The organism is Streptomyces sp. CNT372, from assembly GCF_000377145.1.
Genome location: NZ_KB897779.1, coordinates 436,967 through 462,538 on the forward strand (window position 1 = coordinate 436,967; position 25,572 = coordinate 462,538).

Here is a 25,572-nt window from a genome sequence, read left to right on the forward strand (position 1 = left end):
CAAACAAAAGTGTGTATGCAATGAAGTGTGCCGCCCGGGGGTCCGGGCGGCACATCGCCGGGTGTCAGCGGGACCCGAGAGTCCACCGGGGACCGTCGGCGCCGTCCTCGATGACCAGGCCGGACTGGTTCAGCTGGTCGCGGATGGCGTCGGCGGTCGTCCAGTCCTTCCGGCCGCGGGCCGCCTCGCGCTGCTGGAGGACCAGCCGCACCAGGGTGTCGACCACGCCGTGCAGGTCGTCGCCCCGGTCCGCGCCCTGGCCGGCCCACTGCTCGTCCAGCGGGTCCAGACCGAGGACCCCGAGCATGGCCCGGACCTCGGCGAGCCGGGCGACGGCCGCCTCCTTGTCGTCGGCGGCGAGCGCCGAGTTCCCCTGGCGGACGGTGGTGTGGACGACCGCGAGGGCCTGCGGGACGCCGAAGTCGTCGTCCATCGCCTCGGCGAAGGCGACCGGCACCTCGCCGGCCGGGGCGACCGCCCCGCCCGCCTTCTCGACCACCCGCTGCACGAAGCCCTCGATCCGCGCGAACGCGGACTCCGCCTCGCGCAGCGCCTCCTCGCTGTACTCGATCATCGAGCGGTAGTGCGGGGTGCCGAGGTAGTAGCGGAGCACGATCGGGCGCCAGTGCTTGACCATCTCGGAGACGAGGACCGAGTTGCCCAGCGACTTGGACATCTTCTCGCCGCTCATGGTGACCCAGGCGTTGTGCGCCCAGTACTGGGCGAAGTCGTCGCCGAAGGCCTTGGCCTGGGCGATCTCGTTCTCGTGGTGCGGGAAGATCAGGTCGAGCCCGCCGCCGTGGATGTCGAAGGCGGGGCCCAGGTACTTGTGGGCCATCGCCGAGCACTCCAGGTGCCAGCCCGGACGGCCGCGGCCCCAGGGCGTCTCCCAGTCCGGCTCACCGGGCTTGGTCGCCTTCCACATCGCGAAGTCGCGCGGGTCCCGCTTGCCGGTGATGCCCTCCTCGGCGGGCTGGCGCAGATCGTCGATGTCCTGGTTGGAGAGGGAGAGGTACCCGGGGAAGGAGCGCACGTCGAAGTAGACGCTGCCGTCGGCCTCGTAGGCGTGGCCGCGCTCGATGAGACCGCGCATCATCTCGACCATCTCGGTGACATGGCCGGTGGCGCGCGGCTCGTAGGTGGGCGGGAGGCAGCCGAGGGCCTCGTACCCGTCGTTGAAGGCGCGCTCGTTGGCGTATCCGATGGACCACCAGGGGCGGTCCTGCTCCACAGACTTGGTGATGATCTTGTCGTCGATGTCCGTGACGTTCCGGATGAAGGTGACGTCGTAGCCGCGGTAGGCGAACCAGCGGCGCATGATGTCGAAGTTCAGGCCGGAACGGATGTGGCCGATGTGCGGCGCGGCCTGCACGGTGGCACCGCACAGGTAGATCGAGACACAACCCGGCACGAGGGGGGTGAAGTCACGGATCTGCCGGGCGCTGGTGTCGTACAGGCGAATAGTCACGCATCAAGGGTAGTGGCCGCGCGGCAGTGCCCAGCGCCCCTGTGGACAACTCGTGCGAGGAGTTCGCCACGCCCGCCGGCCGGGGCGCGCACGGGCGTCGCCGCGCCCGTGCGCCGGAACGTCCCGCGTGCACCGGGGCCTCCGGGGCACCGCGGCCCGGCCCTGCGGCACGGACCCGTGCCCGTCCGCGGCACGGTCCCGTGCCCCGGACGCCCGGGACCGTCAGCGGGTGCGGACCACCAGCGCGGTGGCGATCGCGGCCAGCCCCTCGGCCCGGCCGGTCAGCCCCAGCCCGTCCGTGGTCGTGCCGGAGACCGCGACCGGCGCGCCGACCGCCACCGAGAGCGCCTTCTGCGCCTCCTCGCGCCGCTTGCCGATCTTGGGCCGTACGCCGATGACCTGCACGGACACGTTCCCGATCTCGAAGCCCTCGGCCCGCACGATCCGCGCCGCCTCCGCGAGGAGGGTGACACCGGAGGCGCCGGACCACTCGGGGCGGGAGGTGCCGAAGTGCGCACCGAGGTCGCCGACCCCGGCCGCCGAGAACAGGGCGTCGCAGGCGGCGTGCGCGGCGACGTCGCCGTCGGAGTGGCCGGCGAGGCCCCAGCCGTCGGAGTCCTCCCACAGCAGCCCCGCGCACCACAGCTCGCGCCCCTGCTCGAAGGCGTGCACGTCGGTGCCGATCCCCACCAGGGGAAGCCCCGGCACCCCGGGCGGAAGCGGACGCTCAGAATCCATCGTTGGCCCTCCTGCGGGCGAGTACGGCCTCGGCCAGGACGAGGTCCAGCGGACGGGTCACCTTGAACGCCTCCTCGTGGCCGGGCACCACGACGACCCCCAGCCCGAGCTGTTCGACCATGCTCGCGTCATCGGTGACCTCGCCGGTCACCGTCCGGTGCGCGCGGGCGAGGGTGGCGTGGTCGAAGCCCTGCGGGGTCTGCACCGCGCGCAGCCGGGACCGCGCGGGGGTCGCGACGACCGGCTCGGGGCCGCCGTCGGCGGTGGGACCGACCTCCTTGACCGTGTCGGCGAGCGGCAGCGCGGGCACGACGGCCGGTGCGCCCTCGCGCACGGTCTCGATCACGGCGTCCACCGTCTCGACGGGCACCAGGGGGCGGGCCGCGTCATGGACGAGGACGATGTCGACGCCCTCGGGCAGCGCGTCGAGTCCCAGCCGTACGGACTCCTGGCGACTCTCGCCGCCGGGGACGACCAGGTACTCCGTGCGCTCGGGCAGGGTGTGAGCGTCGAGGAGGCGCTTCACCTCCGGGGCGCCCTCGGGCGGGGCCACGACGACGACGAGCGCCACGGACCGGGAGGCGGCCATGGCGCGGACGGCGTGGACGAGGATCGGCGTTCCGTTCAGCGTGCGCAGCGCCTTGGGGGCGCCCGGTCCGAGGCGCACGCCCCGGCCGGCGGCAGGGATCACGGCCGCGGTGCGAGGGGGGCGCGGTTGGTCTGGCATCGGTTGCTCTCCGGCAGGTTTGTTTCCTCGGCCGACATGGGTATGGCCTGGGGGAACCCCCGGCCGCTGGTTGGGGGTTGTGCCGGGCGGGGCACGTGACCGGACCCTTCCGTGACCTCGGTCTGCGCCATCCGCCCGGGCCCGGCACACCAGAGCAACGTCACCGGGCGTGCGAGCGGTTCCCGTCCGCGCGCCCGGAGCAGGCTTCCCGGCGGGTGTGCCGCGCGTGCCGCGCGTGCCCGTCGAGGGAAGCGTCCGGGGGCACCGCACGCGGCCGGCCGGGTGCCGGGCGCCCCGATGTGCGGGTGCAGTGTCATATCCGGGCGTCATATCCGGGTGCAGCGTCGCGAACATGCCGCAGTGCCCGACGGCGGACCGGATTTCCTGGCGGGTTTCCCGGTGTGCCGTCGGGCACTGCGGCATCAATGGTGCGTCAGGACGCGAGGACCTCGTCCAGCAGGGCCTCGGCCTTGTCCTCGTTGGTGTTCTCCGCGAGGGCGAGCTCGCTCACCAGGATCTGGCGCGCCTTCGCGAGCATCCGCTTCTCACCGGCGGACAGCCCGCGCTCGCGCTCGCGGCGCCACAGGTCGCGCACCACTTCGGCGACCTTGATGACATCGCCGGAGGCGAGCTTCTCGAGATTTGCCTTGTAGCGACGGGACCAGTTCGTCGGCTCCTCGGCGTAGGGTGCACGCAGCACCTCGAAGACCCGGTCCAGCCCGTCCTGACCGACCACATCGCGCACGCCCACGAACTCGGCATTGTCAGCCGGTACACGAACCGTCAGGTCGCCCTGGGCGACCTTGAGCACCAAGTAGGTCTTGTCCACGCCTTTGATCTGGCGAGTTTCGATGGCCTCGATCAGCGCGGCCCCGTGATGGGGATAGACCACGGTGTCGCCAACCTTGAACGTCATGTGACAGGTACCCCTTCCGTGGCTATCCAGGGTAACACGGAAACAGCGGGTTCTGAATGGCGTTTTCGCAGGTCAGGGCATATCTCGGGGCTTGACAACACAGACCGGGACGTGCTGCGACCGGCTTCCGGGAGGGGGTATCCGCAGGTCGGAGCGGCTGCGCGGGGGCACAGAAACGCACACGTTACACACCGCGCCGGCCCGACCCAAGTGGCTGAACGTCCTGATTTGCCCGGTTCTTGAACGTCGAGATCAACTACTCCGTTCGGACATCGATCACTCGTACGGGCGTACGCGCCGGTGAATCCGGAATTGATCACCATTGACCTCCGGGGGCCTCCCGGGGCTATTCGCGCGGAAAACGGCGGGCATCCCGGAAATTGATCAACCCCCCGGATTTGTGAACGGCGTGTGTATGTCCCACCCGCCTCGCCGCCGGCCCTCCCCGCTTCTTGGCCGCGGGCCGCGGGTGACGGCAAAGGGCGGGTCGGGTGCGGGGCGTGACCGGGCACTCGGTAACCTGAGCCGGAACTGACGCCCCCGTCCGGTTCGGGCCGGTGACAGTCACCCCACCCGTCCGCAGTCCGTACGTCCAAGGAGATGCCGCCGCCGTGAGCCGCAGCCTTCGACGCGGTGCCCTTGCCGGCGCTGCCATCGTCTTCTCGATCGCCTCGCTCTCCGCCTGCGGTGCGGGCAACAACGCGCAGACCCTCGGGGTCCGGCCGGACAACGCCGCGACCGCCGTCGACAGCCTGAAGCTGCAGAACGGCACCGTCATCACGCAGCCCAAGCCCGACGCCGAGGGCCCTGCGGTCATCGCCGTCACCGTCTTCAACGACGGCACCGAGGCGCAGACCCTGGAGTCGATCACCCTGCCCGGCTCGAACGCCGAGGTGGAGCTGAATCCGGCGAGCGGCTCGGGCCCGCTCACCGTCCCCGCGGGCGGCCGCCTGATCATCGGCGGCCAGGGCAACGCCTCGGCCGTGATCACCGACGGCCGGGAGGCCGTGCAGGACGGCGGCGTGCAGGAGATCCTGTTCCGCTTCAGCGAGACGGGCGATGTGCGCATGATGGCCTTCGTCGTCCCCGCGACCAACTACTTCAAGGACTTCGGCCCCAGCACGCTGCCGGAGCCGCCGGCCGCCAGCCCCGCCGAGACCCCCGAGGGCACCCCGTCCGGCTCGCCCTCCGGCACCCCGGCCGACGGCGCGTCCCCGGAGTCCGCGGGCGGCGAGGCGGCCGACCCGGCGACCGGCGCCACTCCGGGGGCGGACACCACGCCCGAGGCCGGCACCGGCAACTGACGGCCGCGGGGCACGCCGGGCCCTCCCGCCCGCCGTGCCCCTCGCGCCCGCCGTACCCGTCGCGTCCGCGAACGCCCGAGGGGCGGCCACCGCATCACGCGGTGGCCGCCCCTCGTCGCTCACACCTCACCCCGGCCGGGCGCGCGCCCGGCCACCGGCCGTCTCTACGGCTCGAACTTGTAGCCCAGCCCGCGCACCGTCACCAGGTACCGGGGCGCGCCCGGGTCCGGCTCGATCTTGGCGCGCAGGCGCTTGACGTGGACGTCCAGGGTCTTGGTGTCCCCCACGTAGTCCGCGCCCCAGACCCGGTCGATGAGCTGCATCCGGGTCAGCACCCGGCCCGCGTTGCGCAGCAGCATCTCCAGCAGGTCGAACTCCTTCAGCGGGAGGTCCACCTTGCCGCCGGAGACCGTGACCACGTGCCGGTCCACATCCATCCGCACCGGCCCGGCCTCCAGGGCCGCCGGGGTGACCTCCTCGGGCTCGCCGCGCCGCCGCAGCACGGCCCGGATGCGGGCCACCAGCTCGCGCGAGGAGAACGGCTTGGTGACGTAGTCGTCGGCTCCTATCTCCAGCCCGACGACCTTGTCGATCTCGCTGTCCTTGGCGGTCACCATGATCACCGGGACGTTGGAGCGGCCGCGCAGCTGGCGGCACACCTCGGTGCCGGGCAGGCCGGGGAGCATCAGGTCGAGGAGGACGAGGTCGGCGCCGTTGCGCTCGAACTCGTCGAGCCCCTCGGGCCCCGTGGTCGCCACCGCGACCTCGAAGCCCTCCTTGCGGAGCATGTAGGACAGGGCGTCGCTGAAGGATTCCTCATCCTCGACGACGAGCACTCGGGTCACGGAAGGACCTCCGGGGCTGGGATCTCACTGGTCGGATCGGTGTCGTAAGGCCGGTCGTCGTCCTGTTCGGCGCGGTCCGGTCCGTGGGTCGAACGGTCTCGGGCCGCGGCCGCCTCGGGCAGCCGCAGGGTGAACGTGGAGCCCTGGCCCTCGGAGCTCCACACGGTGACCTCCCCGCCGTGCGAGGCGGCCACGTGTTTGACGATGGCGAGGCCCAGGCCGGTGCCTCCGGTGGCGCGGGAGCGGGCGGGGTCGACGCGGTAGAAGCGTTCGAAGATCCGCTCGCGGTCCTTCTCGGGGATGCCGATGCCCTGGTCGGTCACCGCGATCTCGACGTGCGTCCCCGAGCCGCCGCCCGCGACGCCGCCGGGCGCGGCCACCCGGCGGGCGGAGATGCCGACACGGGTGCGGTCGGGCGAATAGTTGACGGCGTTCTCGACGAGGTTGCCGAGGGCGGCGGCAAGCTGGCCCCGGTTCCCCCAGATCCGCAGGTCGCCGCCGCCGATGCCGTCCGTGCCGCCCCCGCCCGGAGCGGCGGCCCCGCCGACGGCCATGGTGATCTGCTTGGTGGAGGCGGCGTGCCGGGAGCGGTCGATGGCCTCCGCGACGAGTTCGTCCACGCGGACGGGCTCGGAGTCCTCCAGCGGGTCGTCGTTCTGCACCCGGGAGAGGTCGATCAGCTCCTGCACCAGGTTGGTGAGCCGGGTCGCCTCGATCTGCATCCGGCCGGCGAAGCGGGTGACCGCCTCGGGGTCGTCGGAGGCGTCCATGACCGCCTCGGACAGCAGGCTGAGCGCACCGACGGGGGTCTTGAGCTCATGGCTGACGTTGGCGACGAAGTCGCGCCGAACCGCCTCTATGCGCCGGGCCTCGGTGAGGTCCTCGACGAGGAGGAGGACCAGGCGGGACCCGAGGGGCGCCACCCGGGCGGAGACCGCCAGCGCCTCGCCGCGACCCGTGCCGCGGCGGGGCAGGTCCAGCTCGACCTGCCGTATCTCGCCGTCCCTTCGGGTGTCCCGGGCCATGTGGAGCATGGGCTCCACGGCCAGCTTGCCGCCCCTGACCAGCCCGAGCGCATACGCGGCGGAGCTGGCCTTGACGACCGAGTCGGACTCGTCGAGGACGACCGCGGAGGAGCGGAGCACGGACAGGACCGTGTCGACGCCCGGGGGCAGGACCGCGTCGGTGTGGAGCGAGCTGCGGGTGGGGCGCTTCTGTTCGCGTTCGCTCCAGCGGAACGCCAGCACCGCGATGACACCGGTGCACAGACCGGCAATCGCTGCGGCTGCGGCGACTGCCGCGTTCACGTCCATGCTCACCAGGTTATGCGGGTCGCCGGGGACCCTCCCAGCCGTAAGGGTGGCACCTCGAACAGTCGTCGCCCAGAGTTCACCGAGGGGACGGTGCCGGTTCATTTGCGGGGGACTGTCCGGACCACTCGGGAACCGAACGTGGGAGCGTAGGGGTCTCGGAGCCCCACCCGGACCCCGGCCCGAACAAGAGAGGGACTTCCCATGCGGGACGCGTACCACGAGGAACTGGACTCGATCGGCGAGGGCCTGGTCGAGATGGCCCGACTCGTCGGGTCGGCGATCGGGCGCGCCACGACGGCCATGCTCGACGCCGACCTCAAGCTCGCCGAGAGCGTGATCGCCGCCGACCAGAAGGTGGACGACCTCCAGCACGACCTGGAGGCCCGGGCGATCGCGCTCCTCGCCCGGCAGCAGCCGGTGGCCACGGATCTGCGGATCGTGGTGACCTCGCTGCGGATGAGCGCCGACCTGGAGCGCTCGGGCGACCTGGCCCAGCACGTCGCCAAGCTGGCCCGCCTCCGCTTCCCGGACCGCGCGGTGCCGAACGACCTGCACGCCACGATCCTGCAGATGGGCCAGCTCGCGCAGCGGCTGATGGCGAAGGCCGCCGAGGTGATCATCACCAAGGACGTCGACCTCGCGCTCCAGCTGGAGCAGGACGACGACGAGATGGACCTGCTGCACCGCACGCTCTTCCAGCACCTGATGGACGACCGCTGGAAGCACGGCATCGAGACGGCGGTGGACGTGACCCTGCTCGGCCGCTATTACGAGCGCTTCGCGGACCACGCGGTCTCGGTCGCCAAGCGGGTCGTCTACCTGGTGACGGGCGAGCACGCGGACGAGCTCCAGCAGCCGACGCCGGTCGAGGGCGCGTAGCCGGGACGCGCGCCGGGCCGGACCGGCCCGGCGCGCCGCCCCGGTTGCCCTACCGGGGTGGTCACCGCCCCACCCCCGGGCGCCCTGCCGGGCCGCCGCCCTACACCGGGCGCCGCCGCCCTACCCCGGGGGCCGGCGGCCTACCCCGGGCGCCGCCGCCCGCGCTCGAACCGCAGCAGCACCGCGACGACCCGCCACACCAGCACCACCCCGGCCCCGGTCCCCGCGACGACCCCCGCGCCTCGCATGGCACCTTCGCCCAGCCCCAGCACCAGAATCGGACTCGCGAGCACCAGCCCGGCAACCACCGCCAGGAACACCCCGGACACCAGGGCGAACCCGATCTCCACGGTCACCGCGTCCCGCTCCCCCTGACTCCGCCGCCCAGCCATCGGCCTCTCCCCCTCCATCGCCGCCGTCCCCTTCACAGCTACCGGCCACCCGCTCCCGGAGGCAATGCTTCCGGGGGCGAGCCCCTCCGGACCACGGACAGACCCCCTCCGGGGGCACTCCGGGAGGGGGGCTGCCCCGCGAGAGCGGCCCCCCTCCAGGCCTGGGGGCACACTCCGCGCGTACACGCGCCTGACGCCATCCAGACAGAAGCACAGAAGCCCCCTCCCGGCGGAGAAACCGCAGGTCGGGGGCCTCGTCGTGCCGTCGGGCTACTTCTTGCCCTGGTTCTTGACCGCCTCGATCGCGGCCGCGGCCGCGTCCGGGTCGAGGTAGGTGCCGCCCGGGTTGACCGGGTGGAAGTCCTCGTCGAGGTCGTAGACGAGGGGGATGCCCGTCGGGATGTTCAGGCCCGCGATGTCCTCGTCGGAGATGCCGTCGAGGTGCTTGACCAGGGCGCGGAGGCTGTTGCCGTGGGCCGCGACCAGGACCGTGCGGCCGGCGAGGAGGTCGGGGACGATGCCGTCGTACCAGTACGGCAGCATCCGCTCGACGACGTCCTTGAGGCACTCGGTGCGCGGGCGGAGCTCGCTCGGGATGGAGGCGTAGCGGGGGTCGTCCGACTGGGAGAACTCCGCGCCGTCCTCGAGCGGCGGCGGCGGGGTGTCGTACGAACGGCGCCAGAGCATGAACTGCTCCTCGCCGAACTCGGCCAGCGTCTGCGCCTTGTCCTTGCCCTGGAGGGCGCCGTAGTGGCGCTCGTTCAGGCGCCACGAGCGGTTGACCGGGATCCACTGGCGGTCGGCGGAGTCCAGGGCGAGCTGCGCGGTGCGGATGGCACGCCTCTGGAGGGAGGTGTGCAGCACGTCGGGGAGCAGACCGGCGTCCTTCAGCAGCTCACCGCCGCGGACCGCCTCCTTCTCGCCCTTCTCCGTGAGGTTGACGTCCACCCAGCCGGTGAACAGGTTCTTCGCGTTCCACTCGCTCTCGCCGTGGCGGAGGAGGATCAGCTTGTACGGTGCGTCGGCCATGGGCCCGAGCCTAATCGACGCCTCCCGCGCCCCGCGCGTGTGCCCGAGGAGCGGAACGGAGGCCGGGACGGCGGCCGCTGCGGCGGACGGGACGATTGACGGTCGGCGTCAATCCGGTGGCGACCGGGACCCCCGCGCTCGTAACGTGCGGATGCCGATCCGGACGCTTACACCCGTGGGGGACCCGTATGTCGATCGCCGCCGTGCGACGTGCCGTGGACCAGAGCGTCTCCGGGCTCCCCCCGGCGTTCTGGTGGCTGTGGACGAGCACCCTCGTCAATCGCCTCGGCGGCTTCGTGGCCACCTTTCTGACCCTCTACCTGACGATCGAACGCGGATATCCGGCCACCTTCGCCGGTCTCGTCGTGGCGCTGCACGGTCTCGGCGGGGTCGTGGCCTCGCTCGGCGGCGGAGTGATGGCCGACCGGCTCGGACGCCGTCCGACCCTGCTGATCGCGCAGACCTCGACCGCGCTCTCGGTCGCCCTCCTCGGCTTCGTCCAGCAGCCGGCCGCGATCGCCGCCGTCGCCTTCGTGGTCGGCGCGGCGGGCAGCGCCTCCCGGCCGGCGGTCCAGGCGATGATGGCCGACATCGTGCCGCCCGAGGACCGGGTGCGGGCCTTCTCACTCAACTACTGGGCGATCAACCTCGGCTTCGCGGTGTCCTCGGTGGCCGCCGGGTTCATCGCCGAGTACAGCTATCTCGTCGGCTTCCTCGGCGAGGCGGCCATGACCCTGGCCTGCGCGATCGTGGTGTTCGTCAAGCTCCCGGAGTCACGGCCCGAGAGGCCCGCGGGTGCGGGCGGGCCCACCGGCGCGGTCACGGGCGCCGGCAAGGACGCGGGGGCCGGGCTCGGCACCGTACTGCGGGACCGGCGCTTCATGGCCGTGGTCGGGCTGTCGTTCCTGGTCGCGCTGGTCTTCATGCAGGGGCACATGGGCCTGCCGCTGGCCATGGCCGCCGAGGGGTTCAGCAGCTCCGACTTCGGCCTGGTCGTCGCCGTGAACGGCCTGCTGATCGTGATCCTCCAGATCCCCGTCACCCGGTTCATCGAGCACCGCGACCCGGGCCGGCTGCTGGTGCTGTCCGCCCTCGTCGCGGGCTACGGTTTCGGGCTCACCGCGTTCGCCGGGTCCTCGCTCGCCTTCTACGCGCTGACCGTCGCCGTGTGGACCCTCGCCGAGATCGTCAACGCGCCGACCCAGACCAGCCTCGTCGTGCGGTTCTCGCCCGTGCACGCCCGTGGCCGCTACCAGGGGATGTACTCGCTGTCCTGGTCGGCGGCGGCGCTGGTGGCCCCGCTGATGGCCGGATACGTCGTCGACACCTGGGGGTCGGCGTGGTTGTGGGGGCTGTGCGCGGTGATCGGCACGGTGGGGGCGGTGGGCTACGCGCTGGTGCTGCGCGGCCTGCCCGCGGAGGAGCACGTCCTCGCCGAGGAACGCGCCCCCGCCGACGAGCCCCTGGAGGCGACGGCCCCGGACCCGGCGGCCCCGGACTCGGCGTCTCCTGACTCGGCGGCCCCGGACTCGGCGTCTCCGGCGGCGCGGAAGGACCTCGGCGCGATCGCCTAGCGATCGCCCCGGCCGGGTCCCTGCCGATTACCCGGCCGTGCCCCGGCCAAGCCCCCGCCGAACCCCTGTCGAGCCCCGGCCGCGACGGTGGCCTCCGCACAACGCGGGGGCCACCGTCGTGCGGCGGGCGGTGGTCAGCGGTCCGCCGCCGTCCCGGACGCCTTACCGGGTGCGGCACCCGGCGCCTCCGGGGTTCCGGACGGGCCCGGGGCCCCGGATCCGCCGGAATCCGAGGTCACCCGCGACCCGGGATGGCGCAGCGCGCACAGGAACGCCACCGCGAGCATGATCGCCATGCCGTAGAACACCCACTGGTTGGCCTCGGCGAAGTCCATCCGGATGGCGTTCATCGAGTCCCGCATCACCGTCTCCACCGGCCCGTCGCCCGTCGGCGTCCGGCCGTCCGCGTGGCCGGTGACGGACTGGGCCACCGAACGTCCCGCCTCCCGCGCCGTGTCCTCGGGCAGGCCGCGTCCCTGGAGGGTGTCCGCGACCCGGTTGGTGGTCATGTGCGTCAGGATCGTGCCGAAGACGGCCAGGCCGACACTGGCCGCGAAGTTGCGCACGGTCTGGGTGATGCCCGTGACCTCGCCGTACGAGGCGCCGATCGCCCGGTTGACCGCGTCGGTGGAGGCCGGTGCCAGCAGGAAGCCGATGCCCGCGCCGGCCAGCGCGACATACGGCCACTGGTCGTGCATCGAGAGGTCGGTGAGCTTGCCGGCCCACAGCGCGAAGCCGACCGCGCCCAGCGCCGTGCCCATCTTCATGGCCGGACGGGCGCCCCGCTTGTCCAGGATGCGGCCGCCCCACTGGGAGGTGACGGCGAACCCGATGAAGAAGTACAGCAGGTAGAGGGCGGCCTGGTTCGGGGAGGCGCTCAGCGAGACCTGCGCGTACACCGAGGCGAAGAAGAACACCGGGACGAACGCGATCATCGAGAAGAACAGCACCAGGTTGTCGACGGTGAACGCCTTGTCCCGGAACACCTTCATCTTGATCAGGGGTTGCTCAACGCCCAGCTCGTAGCGGACGAACACCGCGAGCACGGCGAGGCCGGCGATGATGCACACCCAGGTCAGCACGCTGCTCCAGCCCCACGCCTGGGCCTGCTGGAGGCCGAGGACGCTCAGGCCCATGCCCACCGCGACCAGCACGGCGCCCGGTACGTCGAGCTTCTCGGGCCGCCGGGTCTCCGGGATCTTCGCCATGACGGTGAGGACGATGGCGATCAGCGCGACCGGGACGTTGACCCAGAAGATCGCCCGCCAGGTCCAGCTGGTGAGCCAGCCGCCGAGCAGCGGGCCGACCGCCGTCAGGGCGCCCGACAGACCGAAGAACAGCGCGAGCGCCCGCCCGCGCTTCTCCAGGGGGAAGACGTTGACGACCACGGCCAGCGCGGCCGGGAACATCAGCGCCGCGCCCAGGCCCTGCGTCGCCCGGAAGACGATCAGCCAGGCCTGCGCAAAGTCCCCCTCGGGGACGCAGCCGCACAGGACGGACGAGATCACGAAGGTGAGCGTGCCGATCAGCATGATCCGGCGGTGCCCCAGGAGGTCGGCGAGCCGGCCGCCGAGGGCGAAGAACGCCGCGAGGGCCAGCAGATAGGCGTTGACGACCCATTGCATCCCGGAGGACGAGAGTCCGAGCTCCTCGATGATGTCCGGCGCGGCGATCGAGACGATCGTCTGGTCGATGAACGTCATCGACACCGCGAACAGCATCGCCGCGAGCGCGAGGGTCTGGTGCGGCGCGCCCGCCGCCGAGGAGGCGGCGGAGCCCGCCGGGGACCGTTTGGTACCCATGAGATCGAGTTTGTACCCGGGGGCCGGGAAGCGCATGTGCGGCCCGCCCGGGTCCCGTTCACGGTCACGGTCGCGTTCGCGGACTCGTTCACGGTCGCGGTCGCGTTCACGGTCGCGGTCGCGGTCGCGTTCACGGTCGCGGTCGCGGTCGCGGTCGCGTTCACGGTCGGCCGGACGCGCCGGCCGGCCGGAGTCGGGCAGCGGGGGCGCGGGGGCCGTCAGTCCTCGGAGCGCCGGGTCAGGTGGGTGAACGCGTCCAGGTTGCGGGTGGACTCGCCCCGGGACACCCGCCACGCGTACTCCCGGCGGATGGCGCTCGCGAACCCCAGCTCCAGCAGGGTGTTGAACGCGCCGTCGGCCGCCTCCAGAACCGTCCCGAGCAGCCGGTCCAGCTCATCCGGTGTCACGACGGCGAGCGGGAGCTTGCCGACGAGATAGATGTCGCCGAGCCGGTCGACCGCGTAACTCAGGCCGTACAGCTTGAGGTTGCGCTCCAGCAGCCAGCGGTGGACGGCCGCCTCGTTCTCGTCGGGGTGGCGGATGACGAACGCGTTGAGCGACAGGGAGTGCCGCCCGAGCCGCAGGGAGCAGGTGGTCGACAGCTTGCGGGTGCCGGGCAGGGTGACGACGTAACTGCCCGGAGCCGGACTCTCCCACTCCAGTTCCGCGTCCTTCAGGGCCTGTTCGACGACCTGTGCCGCGTCGCGCTCTGCGTCAGACATGTCTGGGAGCGTACGTCACGGCCGTCCCGGGGCGCGTATGTCACGGCGGGCGGGCGTTCGGCTGCGCGGCGGGGGACGCCGGGGCGCGTCGTGGGTCGCCGGGCACGCGGGCGTCAGTGGAGGTGGGCCCGGGTGCGCCGGCGGTGCTCCTGCATCGCCGCCGCGTAGACGTCCGCGGTGGCCGAGGCCGCCGTGTCCCAGCCGAAGGACCGGGCGTGCCGGGCGGCCGCCCGCCCCATGCGCTCGGAGCGGCCGGGGTCGCGTACGAAACCGGCCAGGACGTCGGCGTAGTGCGCCGGATCGTGCCCGGGCACGAGGAAGCCCGTCTCCTCGTCGCGGACCGCGACCGGGAGCCCGCCCACCGCCGCGGCGACGACCGGGGTACCGGCCGCCTGCGCCTCGACGGCGACCAGGCCGAAGGACTCGCTGTACGAGGGCATGACGAGGACGGACGCGGCCCGGAACCAGTCCGCGAGCCGCTCCTGCCCGACCGGCGGGTGGAAGTGGACCACGTCGGCGATGCCCAGCCGCGCGGCGAGCTTCTGGAGTCCCTCGGGCTTGGCCAGTCCGCTGCCGCTGGGTCCGCCGACCACCGGCACGTGGACGCGGTGGCGCAGCGAGGGGTCGCGTTCCAGCAGCACGGCGACCGCGCGCAGCAGGACGTCCGGGGCCTTCAGCGGCTGGATCCGGCCCGCGAACAGCGGGATGAACGCGTCCTGCGGGAGGCCGAGCCGGGCGCGGGCGGCGGCCCGGCCGTCGGCGGGACGGAAGACGTCCAGGTTCACGCCGGGGTGAACGACGGCGACCTTGGCCGGGTCCGCGTCGTAGAAGCGGACCAGTTCGTCCGCCTCCTCGGCGGTGTTGGCGACCAGGCGGTCGGCGGCGGCGACTATCTGCGTCTCACCGATGACCCGGGTGGCGGGCTCGGGGGTGTCCCCCTCGGCGAGGGAGGCGTTCTTGACCTTGGCCATGGTGTGCATGGCGTGGACCAGCGGGACGCGCCACCGCTCGGCGGCCAGCCAGCCGACGTGCCCGGAGAGCCAGTAGTGGGAGTGGACGAGGTCGTAGTGGCCGGGCCGGTGGCCGGCCCAGGCCCGCATCACGCCGTGCGTGAAGGCGCACAGCTGGGGCGGCAGGTCCTCCTTGGCGAGCCCCTCGTAGGGGCCGGCGTCGATATGGCGGACGAGGACGCCCGGGGCCAGCTCGACGACCGGGCGCAGGCCGCCCGCCGTGGCCCGGGTGAATATCTCCACCTCGATGCCGAGGACGGCGAGGCGCTTGGCGAGCTCCACGATGTAGACGTTCATACCGCCCGCGTCACCCGTTCCCGGCTGGTGGAGCGGGGAGGTGTGGACGCTGAGCATGGCCACCCGGCGCGGCTTGCGGTGGCCGCCGGGGAACCGGAGACGGGGGGCCATCCGGCTGCTGCCGAGGCGGGAGACGTACTGGCTCACGTCGGCGGTCCTCTCGCTGCGGGCACGGGGGTCACTGCGCGCGCTGCGGCACGGCAATGGGCGGGGCGTGGGGTCCCGCACGGCTCACAACAGCGGAGTGGGGACTTCCATTTCCCGGCCCCCCGCACTTTGCCAAATCATTACCGGGGGTGACTCAGGTGGAGTGGGGTCGAAGAGGGCCCGGGGCCGGGGGGCCTGCGGGGGCGGGCCTTCGAGGGCGGGCCTTCGGGGGTGGGCCTTCGGCGGCGGACCTTCGGGAGGGGGCCGGGTGGCCGGTTCGGGGCGGGCGGCGCGGCCGGGGCCGGGCGGGGCGGCCGGGGGCCGAGGCCGGGCCGGTCCGGTCCGGACGTCGGACGCACCGCATACCCTCGGAGCCATGAACCGCCCCGTCGGCACCGCCACCCGCGGGACGACCAACCCCAACCGTCTGCGCCGCATGGACCGCTGGATCGCCGCCGTGCACGGCCCGGCCCTGCGCCGCAGCGCGGAGGCGCCCGTCGCGGTGGACCTCGGATACGGGGCCGCCCCCTGGACCGCCGTCGAGCTCTTGGGGCGGCTGCGCACCGCGGACCCCCGCTGCGAGGTCGTCGGCATCGAGATCGACCCGGCCCGGGTCGCAGCGGCGGCACCGTACGAACGGGCGGGCCTCACCTTCCGGCACGGCGGCTTCGAGGTCCCGACGCGGCGCCGCCCGGCGCTCATCCGGGCCGCCAATGTGCTGCGCCAGTACGACGAGGGCGAGGTCGGCGCCGTCTGGGCCCGGCTCTGCGACCGGCTGGCGCCGGGCGGGCTGCTGGTGGAGGGGACCTGCGACGAGATCGGGCGCCGGCACGCCTGGGTGGCGCTCGGGCCGGAAGGGCCGCGAACGGTGACCTTCGCGACCCGGCTGGGCTCGCTGGAACGGCCCTCCGACCTGGCGGAACGCCTGCCCAAGGCGCTGATCCACCGCAACGTGCCGGGCGAGCCGGTACACGCCTTCCTCCGGGACTTCGACCGCGCCTGGGCGGCCGCGGCGCCGTACGCCTCACTCGGCGCGCGGCAGCGCTGGGTCAGGGCGGTGGGCGATCTGGCGGCCTCCTGGCCGCTCGCGGACGACCGGCGACGGTGGCGACAGGGTGAGGTCACGGTGGAGTGGCACGCGGTGGCACCCGCGGGCTGATGCCCCGTCCACTCCACGGCTCAAACCACCGGCACGGATGAATCCTGGATGTTTCAGCGCATCCGGTACACCGTCAGGAGTGAAACGGGCCGCCGAGGGAACACCCTGCCGGTTCCACTCGTCAGTCACGGTGGGCACGGAGACACGGGGCGGGCGTCTCCGTCCGACGGAGATCGCACAGGCATCATCGGGGCGGGTCATGCGCAAGGGGCGAACTGCCGGTCAAGCCTGTCGTTTTCCACCGCGTCGTGACACCATCACGGACGTCACGCGCAAGTTACTGACGGTTAACCAGGTGCGCGCATCGGGCGCGCACCCGGAGGGGGAGTCGTGAACCGACGACGCATCGCCACTGCCGCCGCGATCGGCGTGGTCAGCGCACTGACGGCACTGACCGTGCTGGTGGCGCCGGGTCAGGCGTACGCCGCTCCCGAACCGCCCCCGCAGGCACCGGCGTCCGTCACCGTGCCGGGCCCGATGGCACCGCCGCCGCCGAGCGAGTCGCTCGAAGCCGTCCGTCTGAAGATAGAGAAGCTCTACCAGCAGGCCGCCTCCGCCACCGACGCCTACAACCTGGCCGAGGAGCGCACCGAGAAGCAGTCGGCGGAGATGGTGAAGCTGACCGAGGACATGGCCGAGGGCCAGGCCCGGCTTGACGACCTCAAGAACCGCGCGGGCGAGGCCGCCCGCGCCCAGTACCGCGGCGGCGGCCTCCCTCAGGAGGCCCAACTCGCCCTCACCGACGACCCGCAGCTCTTCCTGGACGGGGTGGGCCGGATCCGGCAGGGCCACAAGGCCACCAAGGACCTCATCGCGGAACTGACCAAGGCCCAGGCCGATCTGGCGGCCTACAGCAAGGTCGCCAGCTCCCAGTGGGAGAAGCTGGAGGCCAACCGCATCAAGCGGGAGAAGGCCCGCAAGGAGATCACCGAGAAGATCTCCGAGGCGAAGAAGCTTGAGGACAAGCTGGAGAAGGAGGAGCGGCAGCGGCTCCTCCAGCTGGAGCGGGCGGCACAGGACCGGGCCCAGACCCAGTGGCTCGGTTCGGGCGCCCTGAAGGAGCTCGAGGGGCGAGCGAGCGAACAGGGGCGCAAGGCGGTCGAGTTCGCGACCGCGCAGATCGGCAAGCCGTATGTGTGGGGCGCCGAGGGCCCCGGCTCCTACGACTGCTCCGGACTGACCTCCCGGGCGTGGGCGGACGCGGGCCGGACGATCCCCCGCACCTCCCAGGAGCAGTGGCGGCTCCTCCCCCGGATACCTGTCGGGGACATGCGGCCGGGCGATCTGATCATCTATCACTCCGACGCCAGCCATGTCGGGATGTACGTGGGCAACGGCACGATGGTCCACTCCCCCCGGCCGGGCCGGCATGTGACGCTCGCGGGCGCGGGTTCGATGCGGATTCTCGGGGTCGTCCGCCCCGACAAGTAGGTCCCGGCCGGGCCCGCCCGCACCACCCGTGGGGCTTTCCGGCCCGGAGCGGCGCGCGTGATGTGCGTCCCACGGCCGGGCGGACGGGGCCCCGCGAGGCGGGCACCCGTCCGTCGCCGTGTGGCACAAGTGAGCTGTGCCACCTGCCGGATGCGGGCGAATAGGGCACCTCTCCCGTCAGGGCGTGACCTTCGTCATGACCGGGCGGGCAACTGTGCCCCCATGCGCGGCATATGCCAATGGCTCTTCATCGATCGCCATTCCGTTCGGCCGCCGCCTACCGCTATGGTCCCCGTCTGGCGGGACGTCGTTCGGCGCCCTGCCGCGCCCTCGGGGGGAGGGAAGGAAACAGCACCGATGCCCGTACCCGTACCGCGACAGAGGAACGCCCCCGTCGCGGAGACCGCTCCTGGCGGCAAGACCGGGGGCGACCTGACGCTCCTGGTGATCGAGGACGACCCGGCGGGCACCCTCGGCGTCCCCGAACTCCTCGACGCCTCGGGCGCCCGGGTCCGCATCCGCACCGCCCGCAACCTCACCGAGGCGGAGCGACTGCTCACCGACGACGTCCACTGCGTCCTCGTCGACCTGGCCCTGCCCGGCCGTGTCCAGGACGAGGAGCTGGGCGCCCTCAAGCACGTCCTGCGGCTCGCCCCGCGCCACGCCGTCCTGGCGCTGACCACCGCCGGTGACACCGACCTGGCCGCCGAGGCGGTCCGCGTCGGCGCCCAGGACCACCTGGTGCGCGAGGAGCTGGACGGCCGGCTCCTCAGCCGGGCCGTGCGGTACGCGGTCGAGCGCAAGCGCGCCGACACCGCGCAGCGCAAGCTCGCCGAGTCCCGTCTGCGCGCCCAGGAGAACGCCCGCCTGGAACGGGGCCTGCTGCCCACCCCGCTGCTGGAGGGCTCGGACCTGCGCTTCGCCTCGCGCTACCGCCCCGGCCGCTCCCGCGCCCTGCTCGGCGGCGACTTCTACGACACCGTCCGCACGCCGGACGGCACCGTCCACGCCATGATCGGCGATGTCTGCGGCCACGGCCCCGACGAGGCCGCCCTCGGCGTCGAACTCCGCATCGCCTGGCGCGCCCTGACCTTCGCCGGACTGTGCGGCGACGAACTGCTCTCGACCCTCCAGCGAGTCCTGGAGCACGAGCGGGAGAGCGAGGAGATCTTCGCGACGCTCTGCACCGTGGACATCGCTCCCGACGGGCGGCGGGCCGGGCTGTGTCTCGCCGGCCACCCCGCCCCGCTGATCGCCCGCCACGGCCGCGCGGCGCAGCTCCTCCCCTACGAGGACGGCGGCCCCGCCCTCGGCCTGCTGCCGCGCGCCCGCTGGCCGCGCCGGCAGGTGGAGCTCGGGGGTGTGTGGAGCCTGCTGATGTACACGGACGGTCTGATCGAGGGCCGGACGGGCCCGGACACCCGGCAGCGTCTCGGCCAGGAGGGCATGCTCGCGACGGTCAACCGCCTGCTCGCCGGCGGCCTGGAGGGCGAGGCCCTCCTCGAAGCGGCGGTCGGCGAGGTGCGCGAGCTGAACGGCGGCGACCTGACGGACGACGTGGCGGTGCTGCTGCTCAGCCGGGACACGCGGCGCGGCGGGTGCGGCTGACGCGGGGACGCAGCCGCGCGCCGGCGGGTGCGGCTGACGCGGAGGCGCGGCGGCGGGAGCGGCTGACGCGGAGGCGCGGCGGCGGGGGCGGGAGCGGGGCTGCCTACCGGTACCGCTGCTCTACCGGTGCCACCGTTCTGCCGGTACCGCTGCTCTACCGGGCCTGCTCACCGGCCGCCGTTCCAGGGTCCGTAGGGACCGTCGCTGCTGGAGCCGCGGCCACGGCCCCTGCCACCACCGGAGACCTGCTGGAGCGCGGGGCGCACATCGACGAAGAAGACGATGGCCGCGATCAGCCCGGCGATCGACAGGAAGAGCATCGAGATGAACGGGATCAGGTTCACGGCGGCGGCGAGGCCGAGAATGATCAGCCAGAAGGACTTGGTCTTCTTGTCCGCGGCACGGTAGGCGTCCTCGCGCGCCATGGCGGCCATCACCAGGGCCGTCAGCGAGGTCACGACGAACACCAGCCTCGTGATCATCATGAGCCCGAAGTCGAAGTTGTCAGCCAGCATGCCGAGCACCGCCTCGTCAGTCGTGTGTGCCGCCTCGCGGCCAAGGTACCCCCGCAAAGGCTCCGGCCGCGACGAGCCCGACGGGGCGCCGCGTCACCGCGGCGCCCCGTCCCGGTTCACGTTCCGTTCCCGGATCAGGCTCCGGCGGGCCCGGTCGTCTTCTTGGCGGCGGGCTTGCGCGCCGGGGCCTTCTTCGCCACGGGCTTCTTCGCCTCGGCCGCCGCGGGCTTGGTCTGAGCGGCCTTCGCCTCGGCGGTCTTCGCCTCCAGGACCTCCGGGGAGGCAGGCGCGGGAACGACCGGCTCCGGCTCGACGGCCACGGCGATCTCGGTGATCTCCTCGGCCGCCTCACCGCGCCACGAGCGCACGGCCTGCTCACCGTGCTCGGCGACGCGCTCGTACGCCTCACGGGCCTTGACCGCGTACTCGGCGGCCACGCCCACACCGCGCAGCGCGAGATCCTGGGCGTTCTCGCCGAGCTTCTTCAGGTCGGTGTCGAGACCACCGACGACCTCGGCGAACTTGGCCTGCACCGTGGCCTGCGCCTCCTTGGCCTGCGAGGTCACCTTGTCCTGCACGGCCTTGGGGTCGGTGTTGCGCACGGCGTCGATGCGCGCGGGGGCCTCGGCGGCGAGCTGCTCGATCAGCGCGGGGACCTTGCGGGCCTGCTGGACGGCGAGGTCGGCGGTGCCGGCGGCGAAGTAGAGCGGAGTCGGGTCGCTGAAGGTCTTGCGCAGGTCATCGGTGATGGCCATGACTGTCGTCCTCCCGAACGCAGATGGGGTGGTCTCAGTTACGTGCTCGGATCGTTCCTGCTCGGTTCGGCACCGCCCGCGCCGGCCGTGCGTGGGCCGTCATCGGCGGTGTCCCCGGCGCTGCCCGCGTCGCCGTCCACGGAGGCCTCCCCGGACGGTTCCGCCGCGTCGAGCCCGTTCTCCTTGCGGAAGGACTCGTAGATCTGCAGCAGCACCTGCTTCTGTCGCTCGTTGATCGAGGGGTCGGCGAGAATCACCGCCCGCGTCTCCAGCGGCTCCCGCTCCTGCTCGTCGAGGATCCCGGCACGGACGTACAGGGTCTCGGCGGAGATGCGCAGGGCCTTGGCGACCTGCTGGAGCACCTCGGCGCTCGGCTTGCGCAGCCCGCGCTCGATCTGGCTCAGATACGGGTTGGACACCCCGGCGGCGTCGGCGAGCTGCCGCAGCGAGAGCTGCGCGCTGCGCCGCTGCTCGCGGAGGTAGTCACCGAGGTTGCCGACGTTGAGCGATGCCATGCCCTCGATGGTGCCGCACCGCTGCTAACTTTTGCAAGCACCTGCTTGCAAAAGTGTCGCCCGCCACCCGCGCGGCCCCCTGTGCCTGAGCAAGATAGTTGTCACTTGAGCAGGACAACTGTCACCGCACGGCTTGGCGGACTCCCGTGCAGGCGAGGACCGCGCTGGCGTCGTCGGCGAGGAAGAGCATGAAGGCCCACGTCCGGGCCGGTGAGAAGACGCAGCCGATCCTGACCTGAGCGGCTTCGAGCTGGGTGAGGATGTCGACGGTGGACGGCAAGGCGAGAGTCTCAGTACCTCGCTTCCTCGCACGTCGGAGACGAGCCGCGTAGATGCTGGCAAGCTCCTGACTGGGAACGCTGCCGTCCCATACGACGAAGTCGCCTCCGTGGAGAAGCGCAGCTCTGGCGGGTTCGCAGGCCGCAGTCTGGTCCCCCAGCATCTCGGCGAGTTCCGCCCGGTCCATCTGCCGTCCTCTCGCGTGCTGCCCCAGTGTCCGCTCAGTCGTCAAAGTGGAGTTCGGGCCGGGTCCAGAGGGTGAGGTCGCTGCTGGTGGCGACCGCCAGGGTCCGGCCGGAGGGAGAGAACCCGGCTGCGCGGAGTTCCGAGTACTCGGAGTGGAAGATGTGCCACCACGTCCCTCCTGCCGGGCCTTTGTGGGACCCGCCGTCGGCGGAGAGGATGACACGGTCGTGGGGCCACTCGGGGCTGACGACGTCCAGGGTCCAGCCGTCCGGTGTGGTGCTGTGCAGGCCGCCACCGAAGAGCCCGGCAATGCGCACCGGGACGCCTGCGACCGGACCGAGCCCAGGGCAGGTGAGGTCCGGGTGGACGTCGGGGGTACTCGTTTCGGGGTCAGGATCCCTGTCGCGAGCGATCTTCTCGCCAGTGACCGCGTTGAGGACTCCATGGCCATCGCTGGACACGACCATGACGAGGTCGTGGCCGCTGTCGGGATGGACGGTGAATCCGATGCCGAGGAGGCCCCCGATGGGCGTCCTGCGGTCCAGCACCGGCTGCCACGGCTCAGGGGCCGGCTGGACCGGGGCGGCGAGATAGCGCTCGCGCAGCTTCTGCTGGTACTCCGTGATCAACTCGTCTCCTCGGTGCGATTCGCGTCGAGGGCCTCTCGCGCAGCAGCCCACGTCGACTCGAATTCCTGGCGGGTGGTCTCGGCAACGCCGTCCGCTTCTCGCCAGCCTTCCAGGGTGCCTTCCGCGAGGACGCCGTACTGCCGCTCGTAGGAGGCCATGGCTGCAAGGTCGCCGCGGTCACGGATCTCGATGACCCCCGCCAGCGAGGCTGCGGTCACGGGCCGGCGCTGAGGTCCTTGCAGGTCGACGTGCCGTAGCGCCCATTCCTCGTCGTCGAGTTCGAAGTACGACCAGATTTCGCTCTCGTCGTCGTAGGTGCGGATCCAAGTCGTCACGGTCGCATGATCTCTCGGCGGGAAGACGACGCATCCGGCAGGACGCACGGGCCAGCTGCTTCCCGGCTTGTCCGCAACTGGATCACGCCATGTGACTCGATTCAGGATGGCTCCGAGAGGCACGGCGATAGCCCTCCGTGGTCGACTTCCCTTGCCCGCCCGGTTGGATCGGGCCACGGGCGATGATCTGGTGCATCGGAGCCATCTGGTTGAAGTGGTTCATGACGACGATCCGCAGCGGGAACGAGATCCAGGCTTTGCGCCGGAGATAGAGCGACAGGGCTTGGTCGAGATCGCTGGCCTGGTGAATGAGTGGCAGCATGCGCTCGCGGGCCTGCTCTTCGTCGTCGGCGTCAAGGAGATGTTCGGCGATCCCGAGTACTGCCCCCATGAGCAACGGTTCCAGCGGAGGGTCGGTGAAGGGGCGGGAGCTGTGCTTCTTTCCGGGTCTGCCCCGGAGGATTGTCGCGCGGGCATGGCGTTGCCCGGCGTCGCGATCAAGTGCCGCCGCGAGGGCTGGTGTTGCGGCGAAGGGCCGGGCCGCCGGCCAGGACAAGAACACTAGACCGAGCAACGCTCTGAGGTCGGCGAAGTAGTCAGCGGCAGGGATCAGCCAGCCGACGCACGGTGTCATCTCGGGGCCGATCGGGTTGAGGAGATCCAGAAGTCGCTGCTGGAGGCCGAGCAAGTGTTCCAGTGTCTGTGCGTCGGTAATGCCTTGGGGAAGCGCGCCGTCGGGTTCGGCGAGTTGGACACCACAGGCGGGTTGAAGGCGCCCGACGGTGCGCGGTGCGGTGGTTGTCCGGCACTGGGTGGGGTCCAGGTCCTCGTCCCAGGGACGGGCAATGATGCTGTTCATCTCGACCGTGTGAACGGGTTGTCGGCAGGTGGGGCAACTGATTCGCAGCAGGCGACGGTGCTTGGTGCAGGCGAAGACGGGTGGGAGGCGCCAGAAACATTGCCAGGATCCGCCGTGAAGCTGCTGGATCTCGCTTCCGTCCCCGACGAGGCATTGCGGGCAGTAACGAGAGGTGCGGGTCAGCAGCCAGGCGTTGTTATTGACCATCCTCGCGGCGCTCTTGCGTGGGGTGAACTTCTCGTTCAGTGGCCCGTATCGCTCGGCGAGCGAGGAGGTCAACAGGCGGCTGACGTCATCGGGGGCGAGTCGGGTGGATCGGGCGAAGACCCGAACCTGTTCAGGTCCTAGCCTGCGCGTTTCACTTGCCACGGTGTCCGGATCTTGAGCGGGAACGCGAAAGTGCCTTCTGACCTGGGACGATGAGGCTTGTCTAAGGTCTCCGTCGTTCCAGCGGGAAGGCACTTTCGGCGTGCACACTACCGGGTCGCGCCCCAAGCTCGTGGTCTCGGCCGACGGGCGCGGGGTCGTCAACCACGCTGGGTCCCGCCTGCTGGCCGATCTCGCCGATGCCACCGGCCTGACCGCATCCTTCACCGACGCGCTGCGTCGGCTGCGGCCACGCGGCACCGGGCACGCCCCGGGCAGGATCGCGGTGGATCTGGTGGTGATGCTCGCCGACGGCGGCGAGGCCATCACCGACCTGGCCCTACTTCGCGATCAGGCCGAGGTGTTCGGTCCGGTGGCCTCCACTCCGACCGCCTGGCGGCTGCTGTCCGACATTGATCCTGCCGCCCTCGCGGCCCTGCGGGCAGCCCGCGCCGCCGCCCGCGAAGTCGCCTGGATGCAGGCCACCGACACCGGCACCGGGATAGCCGCGGCCCACGCGGGCGGACGTGACCTTGCGGGCTGGTCCTGGACATCGATGCCACACTCGTCACCTGCCACTCCGAGAAGGAGCAGGCGGCGGCCACCTATAAGCGCGGCTTCGGCTACCACCCGCTGCTGTGCTTCCTGGACAACACCGGCGAAGCCCTGGCCGGAGTGCTGCGGCCCGGCAACGCCGGGGCCAACACCGCCTCCGATCACATCGCCGTCCTTGATGCGGCCCTGGCCCAGATCCCCGACGCCCACCGCCACGGCACTCCCATCCTGATCCGCACCGACAGCGCCGGAGGCGCGAAGGCATTCCTGACCCATCTGCGCAGCCTGCGCTCGCGCGGCATCCACACGTTCTTCTCGGTCGGTTACCCCGTCACCGAACCGGTCCGCGCCGCGATCCGAGCCCTGCCCGAACACGTCTGGCATCCCGCGCTGGAGCAGGGCGGCTCCCTGCGCACCGGAGCGGAGGTCGCCGAACTGACCGGCATGGTGGACCTGGACGGCTACCCCGAGGGCACGCGGATCGTCGTGCGGCGTGAGCGCCCACACCCCGGCGCCCAGCTGTCCCTGTTCGACCTCGACGAGGGCATGCGCCACCAGGTCTTTCTCACCGACACCCCGTACGGCGAAGGCTCATTGCAGCACCTGGAAGTCCGCCACCGGGCGCACGCCCGCGTCGAGGACCGCATCCGCTGCGGCAAGACCACCGGTTTCGGCCGCTTCCCCTCGCGGCACTTCGCCATCAACCAAGCGTGGCTGGAGCTGTCCCTGACCGCCCTCGACCTACTCGCCTGGATGCGCACTCTGCTGCTGGCAGGCGAACTGGCCACCACCGAGCCGAAGAAGCTCCGCTACCGGCTGCTGCACGCAGCAGCGCGCATCACCCGAGGCGGTCGCCGCCTGCACCTGCGGATCTCCGCGACCTGGCCCTGGCGAAACGAGCTGACCAGGGCATTCGCCCGCCTCACAGCCCTTCCACGGCCGGCCACCTGAACCACGGCACCGCCCCTGACCACCCACGACCCGAGGAACCCTGGAGAACCCGACCCGCGCGTCGGGCCCCGGCCATGCCCGCCCGGCCACGAGCAACCGAACCCACCGCTTCACCGTGATCCAACCAGCTCAGCCGCACGAAGCGAAACGGGGAGGCTAGTGCGACAGTTGTGCCGACTGGCCGCACGGAAGGACGGCACGCTGGAGATCTCCGAGATGCTGCCCACGCCCGACCAGCGCTGGTTGAGCGTGCACGGTCATCGCTA

24 protein-coding genes and 1 pseudogene are annotated in these 25,572 nt (G+C 71.9%); 7 read left to right on the plus strand and 18 right to left on the minus strand.

The genetic code is table 11. From position 1 onward, the window contains the following. Positions 1–64: 64 nt before the first annotated feature. The 4 genes from cysS to C593_RS0109895 form a co-directional block, all read right to left on the minus strand. Entirely contained in the window at positions 65–1,468 is a 1,404-nt protein-coding gene (gene cysS / locus C593_RS0109880) for a cysteine--tRNA ligase (RefSeq protein ID WP_018847136.1), read from the minus strand. A 222-nt stretch (positions 1,469–1,690) separates the two neighbouring features. Continuing rightward, positions 1,691–2,206 carry a 2-C-methyl-D-erythritol 2,4-cyclodiphosphate synthase gene (ispF, locus tag C593_RS0109885; RefSeq protein ID WP_037745192.1) on the minus strand — a complete coding sequence of 172 codons (516 nt, stop codon included), beginning with the start codon at positions 2,204–2,206 and terminating at the stop codon, positions 1,691–1,693. Next, positions 2,196–2,933, minus strand: a complete 738-nt coding sequence (gene ispD, locus C593_RS0109890; RefSeq protein WP_026277545.1) for a 2-C-methyl-D-erythritol 4-phosphate cytidylyltransferase — start codon at positions 2,931–2,933, stop codon at positions 2,196–2,198. The genes ispF and ispD overlap by 11 nt, the downstream gene beginning before the upstream one ends. A gap of 433 nt (positions 2,934–3,366) precedes the next feature. Beyond that, positions 3,367–3,849, minus strand: coding sequence for a CarD family transcriptional regulator (locus tag C593_RS0109895; RefSeq protein WP_003953493.1), 483 nt, complete (start codon positions 3,847–3,849; stop codon positions 3,367–3,369). Positions 3,850–4,460: 611 nt separating this feature from the next. On the opposite strand from C593_RS0109895, the gene C593_RS0109900 reads away from it, so the two are divergent. Beyond that, positions 4,461–5,153, plus strand: a complete 693-nt coding sequence (locus C593_RS0109900) for a hypothetical protein (RefSeq protein WP_018847139.1) — start codon at positions 4,461–4,463, stop codon at positions 5,151–5,153. A 164-nt stretch (positions 5,154–5,317) separates the two neighbouring features. On the opposite strand, the gene phoP is transcribed toward C593_RS0109900, so the two are convergent. Further along, positions 5,318–5,989, minus strand: coding sequence for a two-component system response regulator PhoP (gene phoP, locus C593_RS0109905; protein WP_020610279.1), 672 nt, complete (start codon positions 5,987–5,989; stop codon positions 5,318–5,320). 5 nt (positions 5,990–5,994) lie between these two features. Next, positions 5,995–7,311 carry a two-component system sensor histidine kinase PhoR gene (gene phoR, locus C593_RS0109910; protein ID WP_018847141.1) on the minus strand — a complete coding sequence of 439 codons (1,317 nt, stop codon included), beginning with the start codon at positions 7,309–7,311 and terminating at the stop codon, positions 5,995–5,997. A 201-nt stretch (positions 7,312–7,512) separates the two neighbouring features. Between phoR and phoU the strand changes: the two genes are divergently transcribed. Continuing rightward, a complete protein-coding gene (gene phoU / locus C593_RS0109915) occupies positions 7,513–8,190 on the plus strand; it encodes a phosphate signaling complex protein PhoU (protein WP_018847142.1) in 678 nt (225 codons plus the stop codon). A gap of 140 nt (positions 8,191–8,330) precedes the next feature. Here phoU and C593_RS0109920 read toward each other — a convergent pair whose 3' ends face one another. Continuing rightward, positions 8,331–8,582 (minus strand): DUF6332 family protein, encoded by a 252-nt coding sequence (locus C593_RS0109920; protein ID WP_051093666.1) that lies wholly within the window; start codon positions 8,580–8,582, stop codon positions 8,331–8,333. A gap of 270 nt (positions 8,583–8,852) precedes the next feature. Further along, positions 8,853–9,611: a phosphoglyceromutase gene (locus tag C593_RS0109925; RefSeq protein ID WP_018847144.1), complete on the minus strand. Its 759-nt coding sequence runs from the start codon at positions 9,609–9,611 to the stop codon at positions 8,853–8,855. Between the two features lie 188 nt (positions 9,612–9,799). Between C593_RS0109925 and C593_RS0109930 the strand changes: the two genes are divergently transcribed. Then, on the plus strand, positions 9,800–11,185 hold the full coding sequence (locus tag C593_RS0109930) for an MDR family MFS transporter (RefSeq protein WP_018847145.1): 1,386 nt from the start codon (positions 9,800–9,802) through the stop codon (positions 11,183–11,185). A 134-nt stretch (positions 11,186–11,319) separates the two neighbouring features. Here the strand turns inward: C593_RS0109930 and C593_RS0109935 are convergent, their stop codons facing one another. The 3 genes from C593_RS0109935 to mshA all read right to left on the minus strand — a co-directional run bounded on the left by C593_RS0109935 (position 11,320) and on the right by mshA (position 15,163). Next, positions 11,320–12,987, minus strand: a complete 1,668-nt coding sequence (locus C593_RS0109935; protein WP_078521355.1) for an MFS transporter — start codon at positions 12,985–12,987, stop codon at positions 11,320–11,322. A 218-nt stretch (positions 12,988–13,205) separates the two neighbouring features. Beyond that, positions 13,206–13,709: a type III secretion system chaperone family protein gene (locus C593_RS0109940; protein WP_018847148.1), complete on the minus strand. Its 504-nt coding sequence runs from the start codon at positions 13,707–13,709 to the stop codon at positions 13,206–13,208. A 113-nt stretch (positions 13,710–13,822) separates the two neighbouring features. Continuing rightward, positions 13,823–15,163, minus strand: coding sequence for a D-inositol-3-phosphate glycosyltransferase (mshA, locus tag C593_RS0109945; RefSeq protein ID WP_018847149.1), 1,341 nt, complete (start codon positions 15,161–15,163; stop codon positions 13,823–13,825). A 376-nt stretch (positions 15,164–15,539) separates the two neighbouring features. On the opposite strand from mshA, the gene C593_RS0109950 reads away from it, so the two are divergent. The 3 genes from C593_RS0109950 to C593_RS29275 all read left to right on the plus strand — a co-directional run bounded on the left by C593_RS0109950 (position 15,540) and on the right by C593_RS29275 (position 19,361). Further along, positions 15,540–16,322, plus strand: coding sequence for a hypothetical protein (locus C593_RS0109950; protein ID WP_018847150.1), 783 nt, complete (start codon positions 15,540–15,542; stop codon positions 16,320–16,322). Between the two features lie 330 nt (positions 16,323–16,652). Further along, entirely contained in the window at positions 16,653–17,753 is a 1,101-nt protein-coding gene (locus C593_RS0109955; RefSeq protein WP_018847151.1) for an NlpC/P60 family protein, read from the plus strand. Positions 17,754–18,110: 357 nt separating this feature from the next. Then, positions 18,111–19,361: a fused response regulator/phosphatase gene (locus C593_RS29275; RefSeq protein ID WP_018847152.1), complete on the plus strand. Its 1,251-nt coding sequence runs from the start codon at positions 18,111–18,113 to the stop codon at positions 19,359–19,361. Positions 19,362–19,528: 167 nt separating this feature from the next. Here C593_RS29275 and C593_RS0109965 read toward each other — a convergent pair whose 3' ends face one another. From C593_RS0109965 to C593_RS31480, 7 genes are all read right to left on the minus strand, one after another. After that, on the minus strand, positions 19,529–19,876 hold the full coding sequence (locus C593_RS0109965) for a DUF2516 family protein (RefSeq protein ID WP_026277547.1): 348 nt from the start codon (positions 19,874–19,876) through the stop codon (positions 19,529–19,531). A 134-nt stretch (positions 19,877–20,010) separates the two neighbouring features. Beyond that, the gene (locus tag C593_RS0109970) at positions 20,011–20,631 is read right to left on the minus strand and encodes a hypothetical protein (RefSeq protein ID WP_018847154.1); all 621 of its coding nucleotides are present in this window, start codon (positions 20,629–20,631) and stop codon (positions 20,011–20,013) included. Between the two features lie 38 nt (positions 20,632–20,669). Then, complete coding sequence (locus C593_RS0109975; protein ID WP_018847155.1) at positions 20,670–21,146, minus strand: helix-turn-helix domain-containing protein; 477 nt, start codon at positions 21,144–21,146, stop codon at positions 20,670–20,672. Positions 21,147–21,267: 121 nt separating this feature from the next. Continuing rightward, entirely contained in the window at positions 21,268–21,426 is a 159-nt protein-coding gene (locus C593_RS33660) for a hypothetical protein (RefSeq protein WP_486591101.1), read from the minus strand. 220 nt (positions 21,427–21,646) lie between these two features. Further along, positions 21,647–22,240, minus strand: coding sequence for a hypothetical protein (locus tag C593_RS0109985; protein ID WP_018847157.1), 594 nt, complete (start codon positions 22,238–22,240; stop codon positions 21,647–21,649). After that, entirely contained in the window at positions 22,237–22,575 is a 339-nt protein-coding gene (locus C593_RS0109990) for a hypothetical protein (protein WP_018847158.1), read from the minus strand. Before C593_RS0109990 ends, C593_RS0109985 begins: the two co-directional genes overlap by 4 nt. An 82-nt stretch (positions 22,576–22,657) precedes the next feature. Further along, positions 22,658–24,007: a TniQ family protein gene (locus C593_RS31480; protein WP_486591102.1), complete on the minus strand. Its 1,350-nt coding sequence runs from the start codon at positions 24,005–24,007 to the stop codon at positions 22,658–22,660. On the opposite strand from C593_RS31480, the pseudogene C593_RS31485 reads away from it, so the two are divergent. Further along, a pseudogene (locus C593_RS31485) lies at positions 23,904–25,306 on the plus strand (IS1380 family transposase). The gene C593_RS31480 and the pseudogene C593_RS31485 overlap by 104 nt on opposite strands. The last annotated feature ends 266 nt before the right edge of the window (positions 25,307–25,572 follow it).

Coding starts and splice junctions, on each gene's coding strand:
- ispF (WP_037745192.1), bottom strand. CDS start 2,206: ATGGATTCTGAGCGTCCGCTTCCGCCCGGGGTGCCGGGGCTTCCCCTG.
- ispD (WP_026277545.1), bottom strand. CDS start 2,933: ATGCCAGACCAACCGCGCCCCCCTCGCACCGCGGCCGTGATCCCTGCC.
- C593_RS0109895 (WP_003953493.1), bottom strand. CDS start 3,849: ATGACGTTCAAGGTTGGCGACACCGTGGTCTATCCCCATCACGGGGCC.
- phoR (WP_018847141.1), bottom strand. CDS start 7,311: ATGGACGTGAACGCGGCAGTCGCCGCAGCCGCAGCGATTGCCGGTCTG.
- phoU (WP_018847142.1), top strand. CDS start 7,513: ATGCGGGACGCGTACCACGAGGAACTGGACTCGATCGGCGAGGGCCTG.
- C593_RS0109920 (WP_051093666.1), bottom strand. CDS start 8,582: ATGGCTGGGCGGCGGAGTCAGGGGGAGCGGGACGCGGTGACCGTGGAG.
- C593_RS0109925 (WP_018847144.1), bottom strand. CDS start 9,611: ATGGCCGACGCACCGTACAAGCTGATCCTCCTCCGCCACGGCGAGAGC.
- C593_RS0109930 (WP_018847145.1), top strand. CDS start 9,800: ATGTCGATCGCCGCCGTGCGACGTGCCGTGGACCAGAGCGTCTCCGGG.
- C593_RS0109935 (WP_078521355.1), bottom strand. CDS start 12,987: ATGGGTACCAAACGGTCCCCGGCGGGCTCCGCCGCCTCCTCGGCGGCG.
- C593_RS0109940 (WP_018847148.1), bottom strand. CDS start 13,709: ATGTCTGACGCAGAGCGCGACGCGGCACAGGTCGTCGAACAGGCCCTG.
- C593_RS0109950 (WP_018847150.1), top strand. CDS start 15,540: ATGAACCGCCCCGTCGGCACCGCCACCCGCGGGACGACCAACCCCAAC.
- C593_RS29275 (WP_018847152.1), top strand. CDS start 18,111: ATGCCCGTACCCGTACCGCGACAGAGGAACGCCCCCGTCGCGGAGACC.
- C593_RS0109965 (WP_026277547.1), bottom strand. CDS start 19,876: ATGCTGGCTGACAACTTCGACTTCGGGCTCATGATGATCACGAGGCTG.
- C593_RS0109970 (WP_018847154.1), bottom strand. CDS start 20,631: ATGGCCATCACCGATGACCTGCGCAAGACCTTCAGCGACCCGACTCCG.
- C593_RS0109975 (WP_018847155.1), bottom strand. CDS start 21,146: ATGGCATCGCTCAACGTCGGCAACCTCGGTGACTACCTCCGCGAGCAG.